The 21,991-nt window shown below is 50.4% G+C and carries 18 protein-coding genes and 2 other RNA genes; 11 read left to right on the forward strand and 9 right to left on the reverse strand.

Annotated elements, in window-relative coordinates; translation table 11 throughout:
* Window positions 1-77: 77 nt before the first annotated feature.
* Genes QOS46_RS08590 through QOS46_RS08600 form a run of 3 tightly spaced genes read left to right on the forward strand, consistent with a single transcriptional unit; the run spans window position 78 to window position 3,529 of the window.
* On the forward strand, window positions 78-1,196 hold the full coding sequence (locus tag QOS46_RS08590) for a Gfo/Idh/MocA family protein (protein ID WP_283608904.1): 1,119 nt from the start codon (window positions 78-80) through the stop codon (window positions 1,194-1,196).
* On the forward strand, window positions 1,193-2,275 hold the full coding sequence (wecB, locus tag QOS46_RS08595; protein WP_283608905.1) for a non-hydrolyzing UDP-N-acetylglucosamine 2-epimerase: 1,083 nt from the start codon (window positions 1,193-1,195) through the stop codon (window positions 2,273-2,275). The genes QOS46_RS08590 and wecB overlap by 4 nt, the downstream gene beginning before the upstream one ends.
* Window positions 2,276-2,287: 12 nt before the next feature.
* Window positions 2,288-3,529 (forward strand): glycosyltransferase family 4 protein, encoded by a 1,242-nt coding sequence (locus QOS46_RS08600; RefSeq protein WP_283608907.1) that lies wholly within the window; start codon window positions 2,288-2,290, stop codon window positions 3,527-3,529.
* A 164-nt stretch (window positions 3,530-3,693) separates the two neighbouring features.
* On the opposite strand, the gene QOS46_RS08605 is transcribed toward QOS46_RS08600, so the two are convergent.
* The 4 genes from QOS46_RS08605 to QOS46_RS08620 all read right to left on the reverse strand — a co-directional run bounded on the left by QOS46_RS08605 (window position 3,694) and on the right by QOS46_RS08620 (window position 11,500).
* Complete coding sequence (locus QOS46_RS08605; RefSeq protein WP_283608909.1) at window positions 3,694-5,745, reverse strand: methyl-accepting chemotaxis protein; 2,052 nt, start codon at window positions 5,743-5,745, stop codon at window positions 3,694-3,696.
* Between the two features lie 421 nt (window positions 5,746-6,166).
* The gene (locus tag QOS46_RS08610; RefSeq protein WP_283608911.1) at window positions 6,167-8,263 is read right to left on the reverse strand and encodes a methyl-accepting chemotaxis protein; all 2,097 of its coding nucleotides are present in this window, start codon (window positions 8,261-8,263) and stop codon (window positions 6,167-6,169) included.
* 235 nt (window positions 8,264-8,498) lie between these two features.
* Complete coding sequence (locus QOS46_RS08615; protein ID WP_283608913.1) at window positions 8,499-10,598, reverse strand: methyl-accepting chemotaxis protein; 2,100 nt, start codon at window positions 10,596-10,598, stop codon at window positions 8,499-8,501.
* Between the two features lie 311 nt (window positions 10,599-10,909).
* Entirely contained in the window at window positions 10,910-11,500 is a 591-nt protein-coding gene (locus QOS46_RS08620) for a uracil-DNA glycosylase (protein WP_283610809.1), read from the reverse strand.
* Window positions 11,501-11,775: 275 nt separating this feature from the next.
* Here QOS46_RS08620 and ffs point away from each other — a divergent pair.
* From ffs to QOS46_RS08655, 7 genes are all read left to right on the forward strand, one after another.
* Window positions 11,776-11,873, forward strand: an RNA gene (ffs, locus tag QOS46_RS08625) — signal recognition particle sRNA small type.
* An 88-nt stretch (window positions 11,874-11,961) separates the two neighbouring features.
* Window positions 11,962-13,731 carry a DNA polymerase III subunit gamma/tau gene (gene dnaX, locus QOS46_RS08630; RefSeq protein WP_283608915.1) on the forward strand — a complete coding sequence of 590 codons (1,770 nt, stop codon included), beginning with the start codon at window positions 11,962-11,964 and terminating at the stop codon, window positions 13,729-13,731.
* Window positions 13,732-13,745: 14 nt separating this feature from the next.
* Complete coding sequence (locus QOS46_RS08635) at window positions 13,746-14,096, forward strand: YbaB/EbfC family nucleoid-associated protein (RefSeq protein WP_283608916.1); 351 nt, start codon at window positions 13,746-13,748, stop codon at window positions 14,094-14,096.
* 3 nt (window positions 14,097-14,099) lie between these two features.
* Window positions 14,100-14,699 (forward strand): recombination mediator RecR, encoded by a 600-nt coding sequence (recR, locus tag QOS46_RS08640; RefSeq protein ID WP_283608918.1) that lies wholly within the window; start codon window positions 14,100-14,102, stop codon window positions 14,697-14,699.
* 18 nt (window positions 14,700-14,717) lie between these two features.
* Entirely contained in the window at window positions 14,718-15,188 is a 471-nt protein-coding gene (gene smpB / locus QOS46_RS08645) for an SsrA-binding protein SmpB (RefSeq protein WP_283608920.1), read from the forward strand.
* A 30-nt stretch (window positions 15,189-15,218) separates the two neighbouring features.
* Window positions 15,219-15,568: a transfer-messenger RNA gene (gene ssrA / locus QOS46_RS08650) on the forward strand.
* Window positions 15,569-15,673: 105 nt separating this feature from the next.
* The gene (locus tag QOS46_RS08655) at window positions 15,674-16,369 is read left to right on the forward strand and encodes an HNH endonuclease (RefSeq protein ID WP_283608922.1); all 696 of its coding nucleotides are present in this window, start codon (window positions 15,674-15,676) and stop codon (window positions 16,367-16,369) included.
* Window positions 16,370-16,628: 259 nt separating this feature from the next.
* Here the strand turns inward: QOS46_RS08655 and QOS46_RS08660 are convergent, their stop codons facing one another.
* The 3 genes from QOS46_RS08660 to QOS46_RS08670 all read right to left on the reverse strand — a co-directional run bounded on the left by QOS46_RS08660 (window position 16,629) and on the right by QOS46_RS08670 (window position 18,155).
* A complete protein-coding gene (locus QOS46_RS08660; protein ID WP_283608923.1) occupies window positions 16,629-17,186 on the reverse strand; it encodes an acetylglutamate kinase in 558 nt (185 codons plus the stop codon).
* Between the two features lie 305 nt (window positions 17,187-17,491).
* Complete coding sequence (locus QOS46_RS08665; RefSeq protein WP_283608925.1) at window positions 17,492-17,677, reverse strand: hypothetical protein; 186 nt, start codon at window positions 17,675-17,677, stop codon at window positions 17,492-17,494.
* A 46-nt stretch (window positions 17,678-17,723) separates the two neighbouring features.
* Complete coding sequence (locus tag QOS46_RS08670) at window positions 17,724-18,155, reverse strand: CBS domain-containing protein (protein ID WP_283608927.1); 432 nt, start codon at window positions 18,153-18,155, stop codon at window positions 17,724-17,726.
* 383 nt (window positions 18,156-18,538) lie between these two features.
* Between QOS46_RS08670 and QOS46_RS08675 the strand changes: the two genes are divergently transcribed.
* Entirely contained in the window at window positions 18,539-20,632 is a 2,094-nt protein-coding gene (locus QOS46_RS08675; protein ID WP_283608930.1) for a sodium-translocating pyrophosphatase, read from the forward strand.
* 99 nt (window positions 20,633-20,731) lie between these two features.
* On the opposite strand, the gene QOS46_RS08680 is transcribed toward QOS46_RS08675, so the two are convergent.
* Together QOS46_RS08680 and QOS46_RS08685 are read right to left on the reverse strand one after the other, a co-directional pair.
* Window positions 20,732-20,881: a hypothetical protein gene (locus tag QOS46_RS08680; RefSeq protein ID WP_283608933.1), complete on the reverse strand. Its 150-nt coding sequence runs from the start codon at window positions 20,879-20,881 to the stop codon at window positions 20,732-20,734.
* Between the two features lie 352 nt (window positions 20,882-21,233).
* Window positions 21,234-21,428, reverse strand: a complete 195-nt coding sequence (locus QOS46_RS08685; RefSeq protein WP_283608934.1) for a cation transporter — start codon at window positions 21,426-21,428, stop codon at window positions 21,234-21,236.
* Window positions 21,429-21,991: the final 563 nt, after the last annotated feature.

Consider the following 21,991-nt stretch of genomic DNA (forward strand, 5'->3'; position numbering starts at 1 on the left):
GGAGCGCCGGCCGGGCCAGCGCTCCTTCCTGCGTAAAAAACTAAAATTCTGGATGCAAGATGAAGGATGGGAACGAAATGAAAAAACTGAATTTCCTGCTGATCGGCTGCGGAAGAATCTCGAAAAACCACATTGCCGCGGCTGCGGAAAACGCCGGGCTGATGGAACTTGTCGCCGTCTGCGACCTGGTCGAAGAGCGGGCGGAACAGAGGGCAGACAGCCTGCTGGAAAAAACCGGCAAGCGCCCCGCCGTATATACCGACTACAAAAAAGCGCTGGAAGAGCTCACAATTGACTGCTGCACCATCGCGACGGAAAGCGGCTATCATGCTGAAATCGCGCTGGACTGCCTGCGCCGCGGCAAGCACGTTTTGGTAGAAAAGCCCATGGCGCTTTCTACCCATGACGCGCAGCTGATGATTCAGGAAGCAAACTCGCGCGGCCTGAAGCTGGGCGTTTGCCACCAGAATCGCTTTAACGCCCCCATTCAGGAGCTGCACCGCGCAATTGAGGACAACCGCTTCGGCAAGCTGGTAAACGGCACCGCGCGCATTCTGTGGAACCGCTCCATGCCTTATTATGAGCAGGCTCCCTGGCGCGGAACCTGGGCGCAGGACGGCGGCACACTGATGAACCAGTGCATTCACAATATTGACCTGTTGCAGTGGAGCCTCGGCGGTGAGCCGGAAACCGTCATGGCCATGACTGGCAACTACCTGCGCGACATAGAGGCCGAGGACTTCGGCGCGATTCTCATTCGTTTCAAGAACGGCGCCATCGGCATGATCGAGGGTACCGCGTGCGTATACCCCAAGAATCTGGAAGAAACCCTGTCTGTTTTCGGTGAAACCGGCGCTGCCGTCATCGGCGGCCTCGCGGTGAACCGCATGGAAACCTGGAACTTCGCACAGCCCGCCGAGCAGGATGAGCGCGTGGCGGCGCTGGCCGGAACAGACCCAACAGACGTATACGGCCACGGCCACAACGCGCTGTACGCGAACTATATTCGTGCCGTGCAAACCGGCACCCAGCCGCTCGTGAGCGGCACCGAGGGCATTAAGGCGCTTAAGATTATCCTTGCGGCGTACAAATCCCAGAAAACCGGCCAGGCCGTCAACTTTGACGATCTGGAATTCTCTACTCTGGATATGAATGACAGCGATGTGCGCTATCATTCAGAGGAGGCCGCCCAGTGAAGATCGTAACGATTGTCGGCGCAAGACCGCAGTTCATCAAGGCTTCTGTGGTATCTGCCGCACTGGCGCCCGCGTGCGAAGAAATTCTTGTGCATACCGGGCAGCACTACGACCGCAATATGTCCGACGTGTTCTTTGAGGAGCTTTCTATCCCCCGCCCGAAGTACAATCTGGGGGTCGGCTCCGGCACACATGGAAAGCAGACCGGCGAAATGCTGATGCGCATTGAAGAGGTGCTGCTCAGCGAAAAACCGGATATTCTCTTGGTCTACGGCGACACCAACTCCACGCTGGCCGGGGCGCTGGCGGCTTCGAAGCTGCATATCCCCGTAGCGCACGTAGAGGCGGGCCTGCGCTCGTATAACCGCCGCATGCCGGAAGAGCAAAACCGCGTACTGACCGACCATATTTCCACCTGGCTGTTCTGCCCCACGCAGACGGCAGTGGATAACCTGAAAAAAGAAGGGGTCGAAGCTGGCGTTTCCATCTCCGGCGACGTAATGCTCGATTCTGTACTGCATTTTCTGAAGCTGGCAAAGTCTAACCCGGAAAAAACAGTCATTTATGAGCAATTGGGCATTACCCCCAAGGGATACCGGCTGGCAACGCTCCACCGGGCAGAAACCACCGACGGCGGAATTGATGCCGTGGTGCATATTTTCCGCGCGTTTGAGCAGCTGCCGGAACCCGTGGTACTGCCGATTCACCCCCGCACCCGTTCTCTGGCAGAAGAGGCCATCTCGAAAGAGGGCTTTCGCAATATTCAGCTGATCGACCCGGTAGGCTACCTTGAAATGCTGCTGCTGACCAGCGGGGCAAAGCAGGTGCTAACCGATTCCGGCGGACTGCAAAAGGAAGCCTGGTTTATGGAGGTTCCCTGCGTTACTCTGCGGCAGGAAACCGAGTGGGTCGAAACTCTGGTCGGGAACTGGAACATCCTCTCAAAGCTCGAAACAGAGGATATTCTCGATAAGGCCCTGCATACCATTCCAGACCCCGCAACGCGCGGACTGATGCCGTTCGGCGATGGCGCGGCCAGCCAGAAAATCGCGGCGGCACTGCTTGCATACAACAACTAAGGGGGCGTCGGCATGAATATCATTTTATCCAACCACTATGCCGGCACCGGTAAGAGCATGGAATACCGCCCCTATTTCATGGCGAAGCGCTGGGTGCAGGAGGGGCATCAGGTTACCATCGTGGCCTCTTCCTTCTCACACCTGCGCGGCGATAATCCAGACCCGAAGGGCCGACCGTACTGGGTAGAAATGATCGACGGTGTGCGTTATTTCTGGATTGCCGGGCCCGAATACCAGGGCAATGGAATGGGACGCATCAAGAATATGCTGTCGTTTATCCGGGGGCTTTCCACCTTTGAAAGCGCAATTACGGAAACAGGAAAGCCCGACGCCGTGATCGCGTCCTCCACGTACCCACTCGAAATCTACCCGCTGCGCAAAATGGCGAAGAAGCACGGTGCGAAGCTGATTTACGAGGTGCATGATTTGTGGCCGCTCAGCCCGATGGAGCTGGGGGGAATTTCGAAACATCACCCATACATCATGCTGATGCAGGCTGCGGAAAATTACTGCTATAAGCACTGCGACTCTATCGTATCGATTCTGCCGAACGCGCAGGAGCATATGATTGAACACGGCATGGCACCAGAAAAATTCGTGTGCATCCCCAACGGCATCGTGAAAGAGGACTGGGAAACCGCCGAAACCGGAACACCGGTTTACGCGGAAAAACTCAGCCGTTACCACGAGGACGGCTATTTTTTGATCGGCTATACCGGCGCGCATGGCGTTGCCAACGCGCTAGACAGCTACGTAGAGGCCGGAGAGCTTCTGCGAGATAAAAAGATTAAGCTGCTGCTCGTTGGCCAGGGTCCGGAGCGTGACCGGTTGATTCAGAAAATCAGCGATCTGGAGCTGAATGATGTTGTCGAAGCTCTTCCCGCAGTCAAGCGCGATGAGGTGCCCGGCCTGCTGGAGCAGATGGATGCGTTATATGTTGGTCTGCAGCGTCAGCCGCTGTTCCGCTTCGGCGTCAGCCCCAACAAGCTGATGGATTACATGATGGCGGCAAAGCCGGTCATCTTTGCAATTGAAGCCGGCAACGACATGGTGGCAGACGCCAAATGCGGCATATCGATCCCTCCGGAGGACCCCGCAGAAATCGCACGCGCGGCGCAGATTCTGGCTTCCACACCGAAAGCGGAGCTGCAGATCATGGGCAACCGCGGCCAGGAATATATTTTAAAGCACCACGAATACGATGTGCTTTCAAACCGCTTTCTGGAGGTTCTCTCCCAGCCAAAGCAGAAATAAAACCGTTGCGTAATACAAGTTTAGCCCACCGTTACTCGGTGGGCTTTTTTAAATACAATTTTGCGATAGTGATGATTAATATGCAAAAGACCGTGCCTCTCGCCTGAGAGAAGCACGGCCCTTTCATTTTAGTTTCCATTCATTTTCAGGCAATATACTGATTCTTAATAACTCTCACCGGAATAGAAATCCAAATTCTCCGGCTGCTCGGCAGAAGCCGCAGGGGTCTCTTCCTCCAAATTGTGCAGCTGGAACTTGCGGATTTCCTGATGCAGAACCTCGGCCTGATTCGAAAGCTCGGCGCTCGAAGCAGAGCTTTCCTCCGCTGTGGCAGCGTTGGTCTGCACCACCGCCGAAATCTGAGAGAGCCCCTCCGAAATCTGCGTGACCGCCTCGGCCTGATCCTGCGCGGACTTGCCCATGCCCACAACCGCCATGTTCGTCTGGTTGCCCATCTCAATCACGCTCTGAATTGTTCCGGAAACCTCATTCACCGCAGTAACGCCAAGCTCCACCGTCTGGCTTGATTTTGCCAGCAGCTCCGCAGTCCGCTTTACGGCTTCGGCTGATTTTGCCGCAAGGTTGCGAACCTCGTCGGCAACCACGGCAAAGCCCTTGCCCGCCGCACCGGCCCGGGCAGCTTCAATCGCCGCGTTCAGCGCCAGAATGTTCGTCTGGAACGCAATATCCTCAATGGTACGGGTAATCCCCATAATCATTGCGGAGGAATTGCTGATCTCCCGCATGTTGCCCTCGAGCAGCTCGACGCTTCGGCTGATAGACTGAAACTTCTGATTGGATTTTTCAAACACAGCCACTGTGTTTTCCGCATTTTTGGTATTTCCTCTCGCCGATTCATCAATGTGGGCGATCATGGAGGAAAGCTCCTCCACAGAGGCCGCCTGCTGGGTAGCGCCAGCCGCCAGCGCCTGCGCCGCGCTCGAAACCTGCTCCGCGCTTGAGTTCACCTGCGCCGCGATCTCATCAATGGAGGACAGGGTAGTGCAAAGAGAGGAGGATATGTCCAGCAGCGCCTGCTTTACGGGCGCAAACTCTCCGGCGTACTCCTGCTGCAGGTGAATACGCATATCGCCGGCCGCCATGGTCTCCAGTGTTTTGGTTATTTCCTGAATATAGCCCCTGTAATTGGAAAGCTGGAACACAGTTCGGTTAAAAGCATCCCCCAGGCGCCCGATTTCATCTCGGCTGTGGATGGAAATTTCCACATCCAGGTTTCCGTCTGCAATCTGATTAGCCGTTACAGTCAGCTTACGCAGAGGAGACACCAACCGCCTGGAAATTAACACTAGGATGAAGAAAATTGCACCCAAAGCAATCAGGAAGGAAATCAACAGTACCGAACGAACCGCGTCAAATTCCTGAAAATATTCCTTCTCCGGCAGCCCGGTTGCCACCATCCAGCCGGTATCACCCACAGGGCAGGTATATCCGTAGCTGAGAATGCCATGAGAGGTATATTGAACGGCCCCCTCCTTTTTCCCCTGAAAATTTTTCACAATAGATTCCGTCAGATCCGTATCAGTAATATTCTTATTCAGGTACTCATCTTTGGGGTGGGAAACGATGTTTCCATCGGAGGACACTAAAATATAGTACCCTTCCTGCCCGATTTTGAATGAGCGTACATTTTCACTCAAACTGGATAAAGTAAGATCCAATCCCACAGCGCCAATAATCTCTGTCGTTCCCTTTTTATAAACAGGTGACGCAATTGTCACCACCTGCTGCTTTGTATTAATATCCTCATAAGGCTCGGTCAACGTGAGGCCATTCTTCGCTTTCATTTGAATGAACCAGGGGCGTTCCGTTGTTTTATATGCCTTATTATTTTTGCCATTCGTATTAATGCTTTGCTCCGCGTCTACGTCTGAGATAAAAATAGATAAAATGTTTTTATCTGTTCCGCGCATGTTCTTCATGGTTTGATACAGGTTTGCAAACCTTGCATCGTCACTCATCGTATGACTTTTATTGGAATCTGTCATCATCTGCTGTAAATCTGCATTTTGAGCCAGCCGGCTTGAGATCTCGGTGTACTGCATCAAAAACTCTTCCACTTGATAAGCCGCGCCTTCCGACCTGGACTGCAGCTCATTCTCCGTCAGGTCAGACACAGAATTTCCTACCAGACTAAGCAGAATTCCGCCTATGATCACATAGGAAAGAAGTACCGGTATCCCGATAAAAGCTATCATTCGAGCCCCTAAGCTTTGAAAGCCCTTCATTGCAGTGCCTTGTGCCGTTGTTTGATTTTCTCTCTTCATTCGTTATTCCCTTTCATCTCTAAATTCTTTTGTTTTGAAACGGGAACTCACAATCGTGATACCCCGCTCAAAAACACGAATAGCTCCGTAAAGTGTTTAAACTATCCGTACCCTCTGTCTTTTATATCGGTCGGCCAATTGTAAGAATTTAATAAAAAACGTTAAATTTTTTTACTATAATTTTTAGTTATGAAGTCTGATTCTACAAAACATCCAACTGTGCGTCCATTTTCTGCCGCACTTTTTCATCTGCTTCTGAGAAAACGGACGAAAAAAAAAGCCGTGTCTCTCACCTTGGAGAAGCACGGCTACGGTTATTTTACTGTATGTTCTTTAGGAAGAATCCCTGTTCTTAATCGCCTTCACCGGAATAGAAATCCAAATTCTCCGGCTGCTCGGCAGAAGCCGCAGGGGCTTCCTCCAAATCGTGCAGCTGGAACTTGCGGATTTCCTGATGCAGAACCTCGGCCTGATTCGAAAGCTCGGCGCTCGAAGCGGAGCTTTCCTCCGCTGTGGCAGCGTTGGTCTGCACGACCGCCGAAATCTGAGAGAGCCCCTCCGAAATCTGCGTGACCGCCTCGGCCTGCTCCTGCGCGGACTTGCCCATGCCCACAACCGCGGTGTTCGTCTGGTTGCCCATCTCAATTACGCTCTGAATTGTTCCGGAAACCTCATTCACCGCAGTAACGCCAAGCTCCACCGTCTGGCCGGATTTTTCCAGCAGCTCCGCAGTCCGCTTTACAGCCTCGGCGGATTTTGCCGCAAGGTTGCGAACCTCGTCGGCAACCACAGCAAAGCCCTTGCCCGCCGTGCCGGCCCGTGCGGCTTCGATCGCGGCATTCAGCGCCAGAATGTTTGTCTGGAACGCAATATCCTCAATCGTACGGGTAATTCCCATAATCATTGCAGAGGAATTGCTGATCTCCCGCATGTGGCCCTCGAGCAGCTCGACACTTCGGCTAATGGACTGAAACTGCTGATTGGATTTTTCAAACACAGCCACTGTGTTTTCCGCATTTTCCGCATTTTCTCTCGCCGATTCATCAATGTGGGCGATCATGGAGGAAAGCTCCTCCACGGAGGCCGCCTGCTGGGTAGCGCCGGCCGCCAACGCCTGCGCCGCGCTCGAAACCTGTTCTGCTCCCGAGTTGACCTGCGCCGCGATCTCATCAATGGAGGACAGCGTAGTACACAGAGAGGAGGATATGTCCAGCAGTGCCTGCTTTACGGGCGCAAACTCTCCGGCGTAATCCTGCTGAAGGTGAATACGCATATCGCCGGCCGCCATGGTCTCCAACGTACCGGCAATCTCCTGAATATAGTCGCGGTAATCTCTGAGCTGAGCCACCATACGCTCAAACGCTTGCGCAAGCTGACCGGTTTCATCCCGAGATTTCACGGAGACCGTTACATTCAGATTGCCCTCTGCTACCTCGCTTGCCGCTTTCTCCAACTGCTTAATCGGCGCTGTAAGACGTTGGGAGATAAACAGAATCATGAGCAGAACCAGCACCATCGACACCAGCATTACAACACTCCAAATCCACACGATCTGGTTATAGTTCGCATAGAATTCCGCATCCGGCAGACCGGTTGCAATCACCCAGCCTGTATCCCCAACAGGGGAAAGATACCCGTGGCTATGCGTTGTACCGGAGGTATATTGGAGTAAGCCCTCCGTATGAGAAGTAGCTGCCTGCTTAAAATTGTCTGATAAATCAACATCGTCAAGACTCTTGTTCACATTGTCCTGCACCGGATGGTAAATAACCTGCCCGCCGGCAGACATCAGAATATAAAAACCAGTGCTGCCCAGTTTGTAGTTTCCAATAATTTGATTTAGATTATCCAGTGTCAAATTAAGTCCTACTGCGCCAACAATTTCATTTGTATTTGGCTGAAACACAGGCGCTACAATCGACACCACGCGTTTTTTTGTAGTATACACCTCATACGGGTCGGTCATTGTTATGCCTCCCCGCTTCTTCATTTCAGCAAACCACGCCCTCTCAGAGGTGGGGAAATTCTTGGCACTTTCCCCCTGAGTATCTACAAACTGCTTTGCATCCACGTCTGCCACCCACAGAGACTGAATATTTGTGTCTTTCCCCACCATGTTCTTCATGGTATTATACAGGCTGGCAAAACCGGTATACTGCTCCATCACATGACCCTGACCAATCGTGGTCATCATTTTTTGTACCTCTGCATTTTTGGAGAGCTGATCCGGAAGCGCCATATACTGCTGAAAAAAGTTTTCAATCTGCCTTGAAGCTGCCTTGGAATCAGATGCCAGCTGCTGATTCGTCAGCTGACTGACATTGTCCCTCACGATCATCAAAATTGTGGAACCAACGATTAAATAAGATAATATAACCGGTATTCCAACAAACAAAATGATCTTACTGCGTAGACTTTTTTTGCGTCCATCTTTTCTTTTTCTTATCACACCGTACCCCTCCGTCTTTCACCCGGTTGTATTCGGCTGCTTATATGGAGATGTATTTGTAAGCACAATTCAAAATCCCGGGTGCCTACACGGTATATCGGCCATAGTAAGTGAATCTTTATTCAAAAGCGCCAGAATACGGAAAGCAACAGAGAGGAAAACACCGTACTTTTTTGTAGAAAATGCTTATTTTTCTGTCATTTATACGATGTTAATGCCAAATTGGAATTTATACTCATTTATATTCATTCATGGAATAAAAATCCAGATTCTCCGGCTGCCCGGCAGAAGCCGCAGGGGACTCCTCCAAATCGTGCAGCTGGAACTTGCGGATTTCCCGATGCAGAACCTCGGCCTGATTCGAAAGCTCGGCGCTCGAAGCGGAGCTTTCCTCCGCTGTGGCGGCGTTGGTCTGCACCACCGCCGAAATCTGAGAGAGCCCCTCCGAAATCTGCGTGACCGCCTCGGCCTGCTCCTGCGCGGACTTGCCCATGCCCACAACCGCCATGTTCGTCTGGTTGCCCATCTCAATCACGCTCTGAATTGTTCCGGAAACCTCATTCACCGCAGTAACGCCAAGCTCCACCGTCTGGCTTGATTTTGCCAGCAGCTCCGCAGTCCGCTTTACGGCTTCGGCTGATTTTGCCGCAAGGTTGCGAACCTCGTCCGCCACCACGGCAAAGCCCTTGCCCGCCGCACCGGCCCGGGCAGCTTCAATCGCCGCGTTCAGCGCCAGAATGTTCGTCTGGAACGCAATATCCTCAATGGTACGGGTAATCCCCATAATCATTGCGGAGGAATTGCTGATCTCCCGCATGTTGCCCTCGAGCAGCTCGACACTTCGGCTGATGGACTGAAACTTCTGATTGGATTTTTCAAACACAGCCACTGTGTTTTCCGCATTTTTGGCATTTCCTCTCGCCGATTCATCAATGTGGGCGATCATGGAGGAAAGCTCCTCCACAGAGGCCGCCTGCTGGGTAGCGCCAGCCGCCAGCGCCTGCGCCGCGCTCGAAACCTGTTCGGCTCCCGAGTTGACCTGCGCCGCGATTTCATCAATGGAAGAGAGCGTTTTGCGCAGCGAATCAGAAATGCCCAGAAGCGCCTGCTTCACGGGCGCAAACTCCCCGGCGTACTCGTACTGCAGGTGAATGCGCATGTCGCCGTTTGCCATTGTATCCAGCGTATTGGTAATCTCCTGAATATAGCCGCGGTAATTTCTGAGCTGAGCGACCATACGCTCGAACTCCCGCGCAAGCTGACCGGTTTCATCCCGTGATTTGACCGATATTGTTACATCCAGATTGCCTTCGGCCACCTCGGTTGCCGCTTTCTCCAAATGCTTGATCGGTACCACCAGACGGCTGGAAATAAACAGAATCATCAGGAGAACCAGCACCATCGACACCAGCATCACAATACACCAGAGCCACACGATCTGATTGTAGTTTGCATAGAATTCTGCGTTAGGCAAACCGGTTGCGAGCATCCAGCCCGTATCCCCTACCGGAGCAAGGTACCCGTGACTGTGCGTTGTACCAGATGTGTATTCAATCAGGCCTTCCGTATGAGCAGTGGCAGCCTGTTTGAAGCTGTCGGACAAATCAACATCCGCGAGGCTTTTGTTCACATCCTCCTGCTCGGGATGGTAAATGACCTGCCCACCGGCAGAAAGCAGAATGTAAAAGCCGGTATTGCCCAGCTTATAAGTTCCCATAATTTGATTCAGATTATCAAGTGTCAGATCGATACCCACCGCGCCGATGATCTCGTTGGTATTTGCTTGAAACACAGGGGTTACGATCGATACTATCTGCTTCTTCGTATTAATATCCTCATACGGGTCGGTCATGGTCATACTGCCCCGCTCTTTCATCTGAATAAACCATGGCCTCTCAGTGGCAGGATAATTTTTGGTGTTCTCCCCCTGAGTATCTAAATACTGCTTTGCATCAACGTCTGCTACCCACAGAGACTGAATGTTTGTGTCTTTTCCCACCATGTTTTTCATAGTGTTATACAGGCTGGCAAAACCGGTATACTGCTCCATCGCATGACCCTGACCAATCGTGGTCATCATTGTTTGTACTTCCACATTTTTGGAGAGCTCATCCGGCAGCGCTGTATACTGCTGAAAAAAGTTTTCAATCTGCCTGGAAGCCGCCTTGGAATCAGATGCCAACTGCTGATTGGTCAACTGAGTGACATTGCTTCTTACAATCATTGCAATAATAGAACCGACGATCAAGTAAGATAAAACAACCGGAATGCCAACGAATAAAATGATTTTGCCGCGCAGACTTTTCTTGCGCCCTTTTTTCTCGTTTTTTCTCACGCTGCATACCCCCTATTTGAATCCAATTCAGCTTGGCCGACCTCCCGATATAACCGAATTCCAAGCTTTCTGGATACTGATATAAAGTATATCGGCAAAAAAAAACAAATCATTATTATTCAACCGCCAAAATACGAGAAAGAAATATAGAAAATTATCATATTTTTTTGTAAAAACCATTGAATATTTTTGTATAAAAGGTATATATTGCCAAATTGGGGAAAATATACCTTCTTTTCTCATGTTTAGAATTGTGTCAACAACACAAAGGCCGGCACACAACAAGTGCCGGCCAATAAAAGGCTCCTGAATTAAAAAGGGAGATCGCCCGATGCGGGAGCAAGCTGAAGTTCGTCCAGCTTTTTGCGCAGCTTTAAGAAATCCTCGAACGCGGCGGGTTTGTTGTTAGGGTTTCGCAGCAGGGCGGCCGGGTGCAGGGTTGCCATCATCAGCACACCGCCCCTGTCGTAAAACTCGCCGTGCTCCTTTGTGATCTTGATGTCCGGCTTTAACAGCTTCATCGCCGCCACACGCCCCAGACAGACAATGATCTTCGGGCGGATCAGACTTACCTGAGCCCGCAGCCAGGGCAGGCAGGCCTCCTGCTCGCCGGGCTCCGGATCGCGGTTTTTGGGCGGTCGGCACTTGACGATATTTGCAATATAAATGTTGCTGCGGCGGTCCAGATCGACCGCCGCCAGCATTTTATCCAGCAGCTGGCCCGCGCGCCCAACAAAAGGCTCGCCCTGCAAATCCTCGTTTTCTCCGGGGCCTTCGCCGATGAACATCACATCCGCGCTGCGGCTTCCCACCCCAAGCACCACATTGGTGCGCGTTTCGCACAACCCGCATTTGCGGCACTGCAAGCAGGTTGACTCCAGCTCTTCCCAAGTCATTTTCATGTTGTCCTCCATTGTTACCGGTGTGCCCGAAGCGGCTTCGCGGCGCGGCCTTATCACCGCCGATCTCTCACCGGATCTTTGCTTTTTATCATACCACAAAACATTCGTTTTCAGTTGCATTTTTTTCGTTCGCCTGCTAAAATGAGAGCGAAAAGTCGAATACTCCCCGCGGTAAATCATAGAAAAGTGTTGTTTTTTTTTCAAAAATCGTTTATACTATTTGAGTTAGCTTATGAAAAAGCAAGGCAGAATTGCGTGCAATAGGATATGCGGGCGGGCGGGCTCTGTGCGGCTGGCCGCCGTGAACCATGTCAGGCGGGGAACCGAGCAGCATTAAGCGGATTGGCCGGTGCGATGCAGGTTGTGTCTGTTCGTCCGCATATCCTATTGCATGTGTCGTCATTTGGGGCGAGCTGTCTTGCTTTCGGTTTATTGGCGCAAAGGCAGGTGGGCACATTCCGATGTATCAGGTTTTATACCGCAAATGGCGGCCACGGCAATTTTCAGATGTTGTGGGGCAGCCTCAGGTTACGTCCACTCTGAAAAACGAACTGATCTCCGGGCGGCTTGCCCACGCGTATCTGTTCACCGGCTCCAGGGGAACCGGAAAAACAACCTGCGCCAAAATACTGGCCAAAGCGGTCAACTGCCTAAACCCCAAAAACGGCGACCCTTGCGGGGAATGCGAACTCTGCCGCGGGCTCGACAACGGCTCTGTGCTGGATGTGGTGGAAATCGACGCCGCCAGCAACAACGGTGTGGAGAATATCCGCACCCTGCGCGAGGAAGCGAATTTTACGCCCGCCGCCGCTAAATACCGGGTATACATTATCGACGAGGTTCACATGCTTTCGATCGGCGCGTTCAACGCCCTGCTGAAAACACTGGAGGAACCGCCGGAGCATGTCATCTTTATTCTGGCCACTACCGAGGTGCATAAGCTCCCCGCGACAATCTTATCCCGTTGCCAGCGATTTGATTTTCGCAGGATTGCCCCGGCAGACATTGCGGATCGCCTGACCTATATTGCTGGTGAGGAAAACGCGAGCATTGAGCCGCAGGCGGCGCTGCTTTTGGCCAGGCTGGCCGACGGCGCTCTGCGCGACGCGCTCTCGCTGCTGGATCAATGCCTGGGGCGCAGCCGCAACGTTACGGTAGATGTCGTTACCCAGACCGCCGGACTGGCTGGACGGGAGCATCTGTTTCGGCTGGCGGACGCCATCGCCGGACAGGACGCGGCCACAGCGCTGTTGGTGATCGACGAGCTGTATACCGCGTCAAAGGATATGGTACGGCTGTGCGAAGAGCTTTCGAGCTATTTTCGCGGGCTGATGCTGCTGAAAACCATGAAAGACGCCAGAGATATTCTGGCGGTTCCCGAGGAGGAATACCAGGCCATGGCCGCGCGGGCGCTACCTACCTCCCTGCCGGTGATTCTGCATTGTCTGGATACAACGCAAGATACGCTGGAACGGATGTACCGGGGCGGCAACCGGCGGATCGAAATGGAAATGGCGATTCTGCGCCTTTGCTCGCCCGAGCTGGATTCCGGCACGGACGCGCTGGTACGACGGATCGCCGCGCTCGAGAGGAACGGCGCTGTTCCCGCGGCACAGCTGTCTCGATTAGAACCTCAGGCTCCGCGCATACCGGAACCTGCCCCCAACTCTACCGCCACCATTCCCCCAGCGGCTTCCGCCTCCTCCGCACCCGTGGTACGGCAGGAACTAGACGAGGTACCGCCGTGGATGGAAGAGCCGCCGCCGGCTTCGCAGGAACCAACTTTTCCCGCACCGTCCCCCGTTCCCGAAGCTTCGGAGCTTCAGGAGCCTCCGAAGCCGCCCGCAATTTCTCAGGCCGCAAGGGACTCCGGCGCACCTCCTACTCTCGACGACCTGCAAGACTTAGCCCAGCCGCTGGATGTGTGGCCGGAAATCCTACAGACCATGAAGGAGTATTCGCGGGTTGTTGCCGCTTCCTTCGCAGGCTCCACCGCCTACGTAAGCGGTGAATACGTTTTGATCGACGCACCCAGCCCTACCGCTCTTGAGCTGCTTCGCCGCCCCGCCCAGCGGGACAAAATGCGCGACGCCATCAAGCAGGTAACGGGACGTACCTATAAACTGGGACCCTACAAAAAGCCCCAGACAGAACAGACAAAAGAACAGGACCCGCTCAAAGCCCTGGCGGAAAGCGCCGCGGCGGCGGGAATCCCAGTGATTCAACAATAACGGGAGGATTTGACATGAAAGCAAGATTACCGGAAGGCTACGGCAAAGGCGGCGCCGCCAATTTACAGCAGCTGGCACGGCAGGCCCAAAAGCTGCAGGAAGAAATGGACAAAGCCACCACCGAGCTTGAAACCAAGGAATACACTGCCACCTCCGGCGGAAACGCTGTAGAGGTTGTTGCAACCGGCAAAATGGAGCTGAAATCCATCACCATCAAGCCCGAGGTTGTAGACCCCGAGGATGTGGAGATGCTCTCCGACCTAATTTTGGCCGCGACAAACGAAGCGCTGCGCGCCGCCGCCGCCGACAAGAGCGAGCGGATGGAATCCCTTTCGGGCGGCCTGAACGTACCTGGGATGTTTTAATCCATGCCCGCCTATTACGTGGCGCCCTTGGCACGGCTAATCGAGCAGTTTGAACGGCTGCCCGGTATCGGCCATAAAAGCGCCCAGCGTCTGGCCTATTATGTTCTCGGGCTCTCCAAGGAGGAAACGGAGCAGTTCACTGGAGCTATCCGGGAGGCCCATGAGAAAATCCATTACTGCAAAGAGTGCTGCAACCTGACGGATCAGGAGCTTTGCCCCGTCTGCCGCAGTGCGAACCGCGACCGTTCGATCCTCTGCGTGGTGGAGGACCCCCGCGACGTATTCGCACTCGAGCGCACCAACGAATACAAAGGCCTTTACCATGTGCTGCACGGCGCAATCTCCCCCCTAAACGGTGTGGGACCCGACCAGCTCTGCATCAAGGAACTTCTGGCTCGCATGAACGACGAGGTCAAGGAGATCATCATGGCCACCAATCCCACAGTAGAGGGCGAGGCCACCGCCATGTATCTCTCACGGCTGCTCAAGCCTATGGGAATTACGGTCACGCGCCTGGCTTATGGCATTCCCGTCGGTGGCGATCTGGAATATGCCGACGAGGTCACCCTGACCCGTGCGATGGAGGGCCGCAGAGAAATTTAGGAGAGGAGGCTTTTTTGTATGGCCGAAAAGAAAGCAACCAAAACGATCGCGCAAAACAAAAAAGCCTTTCACGACTACTTTGTGGAAGAAAGCATGGAGGCCGGCATCGAGCTGGCCGGCACCGAGGTGAAATCCCTGCGCCAGGGCCGCGCCAACCTGAAGGATTCGTGGTGCTCCGTCGTGAACGGCGAGCTTCTGCTCAATGGGATGCACATCAGCCCGTATGAGCATGGAAATATCTTTAACAAAGACCCTGTTCGCGTACGCCGCCTTTTAATGCATAAGCGCGAGATCATGCGGCTGTTTGGCCTTGTAAAGCAGGACGGCTACTCCCTGATTCCGCTGTCACTGTATTTTAAGGGCTCGATTGTTAAGGTGCAGGTTGGTCTTTGCAAGGGTAAAAAGCTGTACGACAAGCGGCAGGACCTGGCAGAAAAAGCTGCAAAGCGTGACATTGAACGTGCGATGAAAGACAAAAACCGGGCATAATATCTACCAGAGACCTAAATTCTTTTATATGGGGATGTAATGGTTTCGACGGGGGTTGTGAGCCTAAGTAAGCGAGTAGCGGTGCGGAACCGCTATAAAATCCGCAAACTTAAAATTAAACAACAACAATAAAGTTGCTTTAGCAGCCTAATTTAGGCTGCTCGTTCTTACCGGAAGTACCGCGGTCCGGATAAGGGCGTCATTTAGCGGTGAACATGAACCGGGCCACGCCTTTAACCCGGTCATGGATCAAAGGCTACTGATGCACGAAGCCTGCCGACGGGCGCCGTGCGGAGGGAATGTAAAAACACCGGCTACACTCGTAGAAAGCTTTGGTAGGTGATCTTCGGACAGGAGTTCGATTCTCCTCATCTCCACCAACCTTATCACTGTACAAACCCGTAACAGAAACATTTATGTTTTCTATTACGGGTTTGTGCTAAATGTAGACTTAGATACAGCTTCGGTGAATGGAGGATGATTTTTTGCATAGTGGTGAAATACGTTACTTAACAAAAAAGCTACTTATTGAATTTAATATGGCTTCAATTAGGGAAAAACGCAACCGTAATATTCGTGAAGATTACTTAGAATCTTTGCCCGAGAAGTATTATCCAGTAAAATTTATTATGATTCACAATACCCTCCATGAAGTCCGTACGATGGTCATTTTTGATGATAAAGGGACGTCTGCATTTTTAGATATGTCAACAGAGAGATACGAAACGATACCTGTTGCTCTTGAAGACAGCGATGGAAAATACTTGGTATTAGAAGAGGCTGATATAAGAGAAAAAATGCCATATGATGGAAAAGAGTATACTGAAAAAGTCTACAAAAAGCCCTACAGAAAGCCATCATTTAGGAAGAAAATTTTAAATATATATAATAATCGGTGTGCTGTATGTGGCAATAATAATGTTGATGTTTTACGGGCGGCACATATAAAAGATGCTGCTAGTGGAGGGATAGAAGAACCTTGCAATGGCATATGTCTATGTGCAAATCACGAAATAGCATTTGATAGAGGAACGTTGAAGATTAAACCTGATGGAGAGATTATTTCTTTGGTTGAGGATATTACGATTGAGGCCGCATACATTGAGTATCCAGAAAGTGAAGATAATTGGCCTTCAAAGGAATTACTAAAATGGAAGTATGAAAAAGCTAATAACAACTAATGTGTTCGACCAGCGAGGGCATGCCTCCACCATAATAACACCCCCTAAGAATTGGCTTGCAAGCTGAATTCTTAGGGGTGTTTCCTTTTTATATATCGCTGTTTGGTCATTGCTTGGTCGTTCTTATTCTGACGATTAAGGCCCATGGTATTTGCCAGGTGATCCTTCTGCTGAGGCCTTTGACGCTGATACCGCTGACGAGAGTTTGGACTATTTCATTGATATCATAAAACCCTCGCAACATGATTACAAGGGTACATCAGATACTAAATTGTTTAATAATACCGCTTGCCATTTTATCGGCCATCATAAGAGCCTGATCTTCAATTGCATCATAAAGAGCAACATCCTTTGCGTACTGATTGGTTAATCGATACACAGCTTCGTCCTCAGTGATCTTAAGATGGTCATATAGCATTAACTGCCATTCGCGCTGGGACCAATATGGATTTATGCTTGCCATAAAAGCTGCAATTTGATCTGCATTTGCATACCACTTTTTTCTTTCGTCGTTTACCGTGTTCGTATCATTTGCCTTTGCGGCGTTCACAAGCTTCGCAGCAATGGTTAAGTGCTCGGTTAGCAGCGACTTAAATGGATTTGCTTTTTCTACACCATAGTATTTTTTTAGAACCTCTGCAAAATCAGATGGATTTCGTAAAAGACGCTCTGTAACATACTGCAAATCTCCCAAATTAGATGCTGTGCTAATGATGAATGATCTTGTCCACATTATATGCTGTTCCCAAAGTTTACGTAGAGTGTTTATCAAATCAATCATATCTTTGCACGCTGAAAAGTGGATATCCTGATTCATCGTTTTTTCTCCTTTATAATATTTTGCAATATTATAATATGCAGAGAATTGCGACAGGTTGTCGTCTGTCACAGAGAAACAATAACGGCCCTTGCCTTTCAGCAAGAGCCGCAAAGATTTACTTACCGTCTGCAATATCCTGCAAACATTTCATCAGGTCATTTATTGTATACAGCTTTACATTACGACCAAGAATTTCATTTTTTAGATCAATGGACAGCGATTCAAATTTGCCTCGAATTTTTGGATCGACATAAGACATCCTTATCACCTCGGAATTTAGGTTATCCAATTCAATAGGAGCATTATAAAAGATTGATCACGTATGATTGCATTTCTTGTTTTGAATGAACCTGTTGAGCCCCGCGAATAAAAGATTCCTGGGCCTGTTGAGAAAGGGCGGAAAATCGGTTCAATGCCTCCAGATTTTCTGTAAGTGCCATTCTGAGTCCGGTAGGCATATTAGCATTCACATCAAATTGACGATTCACACGTACTACCTTCTCTAAAAAAAGTCATTAGAATTTCAAAGCGCACTCACATTTGGCTGCCGCTGTCGGACTGTGAAATGTTTTTCAGGGCCTCCCCCGCATTATCCTGAAGCGTAGGTTGAACGGAAATATCGCCCAGTGCGACCACACCTACAAGACTATTGTTTTCTACGATAGGCAGTCTTCGTATTTGCTTTTCGCTCATCAGCTTCGCAACCTCGTGTGCATCCATTTCAGGGCTGCCTACCACTGGGTTTGTACTCATGATATCGCAAACTCTTTGCTGTTTTGCATCCTGGCCTTCTGCGGCAGATCTTGTTGCGATATCCCTGTCCGTCACAATACCAATTACTTTTTCCTGATCACAGACAGGAATGGAGCCTATATCGTGCTGCTTCATCAGTTGGGCGGCTTTCTCGATGGAATCGCCCGGGTTTAGCTTGGTAACTCCTGTTGACATGATATTTCTAACTTTCATAATCATCACCTCTGCCCTTATATTTCCCATCAAATTTATTTTTATTAGACTATTAATCTTTTTATCATATCATCAATATCGTATTTCATCTGGGGTGCTTCATTCTCAGCTATGAAAAGTTCACAGCAAAAAGAATAAATTCTTTTTCAATAAAATTTCTTCCAGTAATGCCTTGGAATAGCGCAAAAAAAATCGAATTTTGGTCAATGTCAAATTTCTAACAAAAAGTTTAGCGCATATTTCTATTATTCAAAAAAAATCAGAAAAATACACAAAGCAGCAATTTTATTCTTATCCTTTTTTAAGATAGTTTATGGACAGCAACTGTGATACAATAGGGGCAATTTCGATTATTTTTTAACAAGGCAAGGAGTTGACATTCTGTGAAAAACAATGTAAATCTATTCCTGGCTGTTTCTGTAATCGTATCTGTATGTTCCTTTCTTTTCGCTGTGTGGCTGTACAAATGGGTCGTACGACAGCCCTCCTCGAATGCTCAAATCGCCAAAATCAGTGGACTGATTCGTGGCGGTGCCAATACGTTCCTGAGAAAAGAATACACTGTACTGGCAAAATTCGCCGGAGTTGCGGCCATCCTGATCTTTCTGTTTTTGCCGTCTCCTATTTGGATGGGTGACGTAACCGCCAATATCATCATGACGATTTCCTACCTGGCTGGTACCGTATTTTCCGCTGCCGCAGGCAAAATTGGGATTCAAATCGCAACCATCGCCAATGGCAAAACAGCTGAAGCGGCGCAAAAAGGAATTCAGCCCTCTTTTATGTGCGGATTCCGCGGCGGCGCCGTTATGGGTATGGCCGTAGTCGGCAGCACCCTGCTGGGTGTTTCTCTGGTATTCTTTTTGACGAACAGCACCACTTCCCTTTTGGGCTTCAGCTTTGGCGCAAGCTCTCTGGCCTTGTTTGCCAAAGCCGGTGGCGGTATTTTCACCAAAACGGCAGACATCAGCGCAGACCTGGTTGGCAAAGTAGAGCTTGGAATTCCGGAAGATGACCCCCGTAACCCCGCTGTGATTGCGGACAATGTAGGCGATAACGTCGGAGATGTAGCCGGTATGGGCGCAGATCTGTTTGATTCGAATGTTGCCTCCATGGCCGCGGCGCTGGTAATGGCGGTTTCATTAGATAAGGCTGCAGGCGGCTCCCAAAATGCCGCTACCGTATTTTGTTATGCGGCGATTGGACTTTTGGCCTCCATCATTGGTGTGGCAACCGCCAGAATGGGGAAAAACGGAAATCCAACCCGAGCCTTAAACAGCAGCACCTATGTTACCACTGCTATTTTTGCTGTTTTAACCGCGCTCGCCACCTGGTTCTTCGGCTTGGAATGGCGAATCTGGGGCGCCAGCATCATCGGGCTGATGGTTGGCGTTGTGATCGGAATTGCCAGTGATTATTTTACGGACGACACAAAGCCGCCGGTACATCATGTTGCAAACGCTTCCGAAACTGGCCCGGCCTTTACGATTCTTTCCGGCGTTTCCTACGGGTTCATCAGTACCCTGCCCGCAATGATCGGCATTGGCATTTCCGCCATGGCCGCTTACAAAATCTGCGAACCTCTGGGCGGCGGCTACCCTATGTTCGGAATTGCCATGTCGGCGGTCGGCATGCTTTCCATCGTGGGAATGATCATCTCCAACGACGCCTACGGTCCGATTGTAGACAATGCCCGCGGACTTGCTGAAATGGGCGATCTGGGAGACGAGGTTCTGGAGATTACCGACTCGCTGGACAGCGCCGGCAATACCGTAAAAGCGGTAACCAAGGGCTTTGCAATTGGGGCGGCCGGCCTGACGGTCATCGCGCTGTTAGGTGCGTTTATCAGTGAAGTAAACGAAGCGGGGGCTTCCATTGCTGGCTTTCTCCCGATTACCGGTTTTGACGTCATGAACCCCACCGTATTTTTCGGAATGCTGGTCGGTGCATCGATTCCGGCGGTATTCAGCGCTATGCTAATGCTGGGTGTTGACCGCAATGCGCAAAGGATGATTACGGAAATTCATCGCCAGTTCCGGGAAATCGCCGGTTTAAAGGAAGGAGACCCCAACGCGGTACCTGAGTATGACAAGTGCATTGAAATCGCCACTCATGGTGCGATCAAAGAATTAATCCCCGCCGGGCTCATGGCAATTCTTTCAACGCTTGTCGTCGGCTTTGTTGGCGGCGTGGATGCCATTGGCGGCTTTTTGACCGGAAACATTGTCAGCGGACTCTTGCTGGCCCTGTTTATGAGCAACGCAGGCGGACTATGGGATAACTCTAAAAAATTCATCGAATCCGGGCACAACGGAGGCAAGGGCAGCGATGCTCACAAAGCGGCCGTTGTAGGCGATACGGTAGGCGATCCCTTTAAGGATACGGCAGGCCCCTCCATCAATACGCAGATCACCGTGGTTTCTCTGGTGGCTTCTTTGATGTCTACTCTGTTCCTCACCATGTCGCTCATCCATTAAAACAGGAGAGCTGCGAACAAAAAACGCACTTCACTTTTCGTGAAGTGCGTTTTTTACTATTGTTTCTTTGTTTGCAGCCACCCTTTTGGGGAGCCGAAACTATAAATCCTGCAAATCCGCTTCGGGAATATTGTTTTCCAGATTATCCCGAGCTAAATCGGTATCGATTACCGGATAAATATCCTCCGGAATGGGCTTTTCGGCATCATCGTCTGCGGGCCATATCCGCTGATTTTTTTTAGGTTCCATATCGTTTCCTCGTTACTGTTTCAGTTTATATTTTTCAATGCAGTCGTGAAGGTCTTTTTCGGAATGGATGTCTTCCCTGAGTATTTCTTTTTGCGTGTCTTCCGATAAAGATAAAAAATAGTTTTCAAGATCGGAGTCGTTCCTGAAAAACTTCTGAAAGGCGAAAGGATATATTAGGCCGTTTGTACCGGTTTCCATCACTGTTATCACCTCAAAATTAGCTTACACAAATTCGCAGGGTTTATCCACTCTCCGGCTGGTAATGAAACTGAATACCGGTATGTAACGTAATTTTGTCTTTGCGTGCGAAAAGAGAGTAAAAAAATCGGCCTCGCCGAAGCGAGGCTCTGCATCACATGATATGATTCTGGTTACTAATCAGCTCAGCATCGATACCGATCCCCCGCAGCTGCTTCTCAATTGCGGATACATCTGTTCCGCTGCTGTCATAATCAACCGCAACCCGACCGTCTTTGTCATTCGCGCTCACAGATAAAACGCCCGGAATCGCGTCGAGGCTCCGTTTCATCTTTTTTATCTGATGCATTCCGCTGAGCTCCGGCACTTTAAAATATGCGCTCTGTTTTGACACAATTAATCACCTCGCCCATAGTATCGGCACAGGGAATACGGATATGCACCGCAAAAACAGAATTGCCTTATATCCCACAGGTAGTCTGTCATTTTATTTAATTAAATTCGCTTAATGACATAAAGGGAAAACCGCCCTCGTTAGAGGGCGGCTCCACAGAAAGGAAGATGAAAATGTATTGTAATCCTCACAAGAGGAGCGTGTAATTTTTTTGCTGCCCGGAGCTGCAACTCCGTAAACAGTGTAGAAAAAATGATTCTTTTTTCATTAAATTCAGTGTACAGGACCGGTGTGTACGGACTATTGCAGCTGCATGAGAGTTCCCATAAAATACTGTGAAGAAAATTTGAATCTTTGCCTGAAAGCGATAATTGCATTCATAAAGCTCTCTTGCTAACCTATAAATTTTAGAAACCAATCGTTATATGTTTGGAAAAGCGTTACTATGATTAAAAAGCAGAAAATCTCACGCAATTTTCATCTTCCAGTGCGGCAAAGATCTTCTCTTTTGCCGGGAT

Origin of the sequence: Faecalispora anaeroviscerum, from assembly GCF_947568225.1 — a bacterium.
GTDB classification, from domain to species: domain Bacteria; phylum Bacillota; class Clostridia; order Oscillospirales; family Acutalibacteraceae; genus Faecalispora; species Faecalispora anaeroviscerum.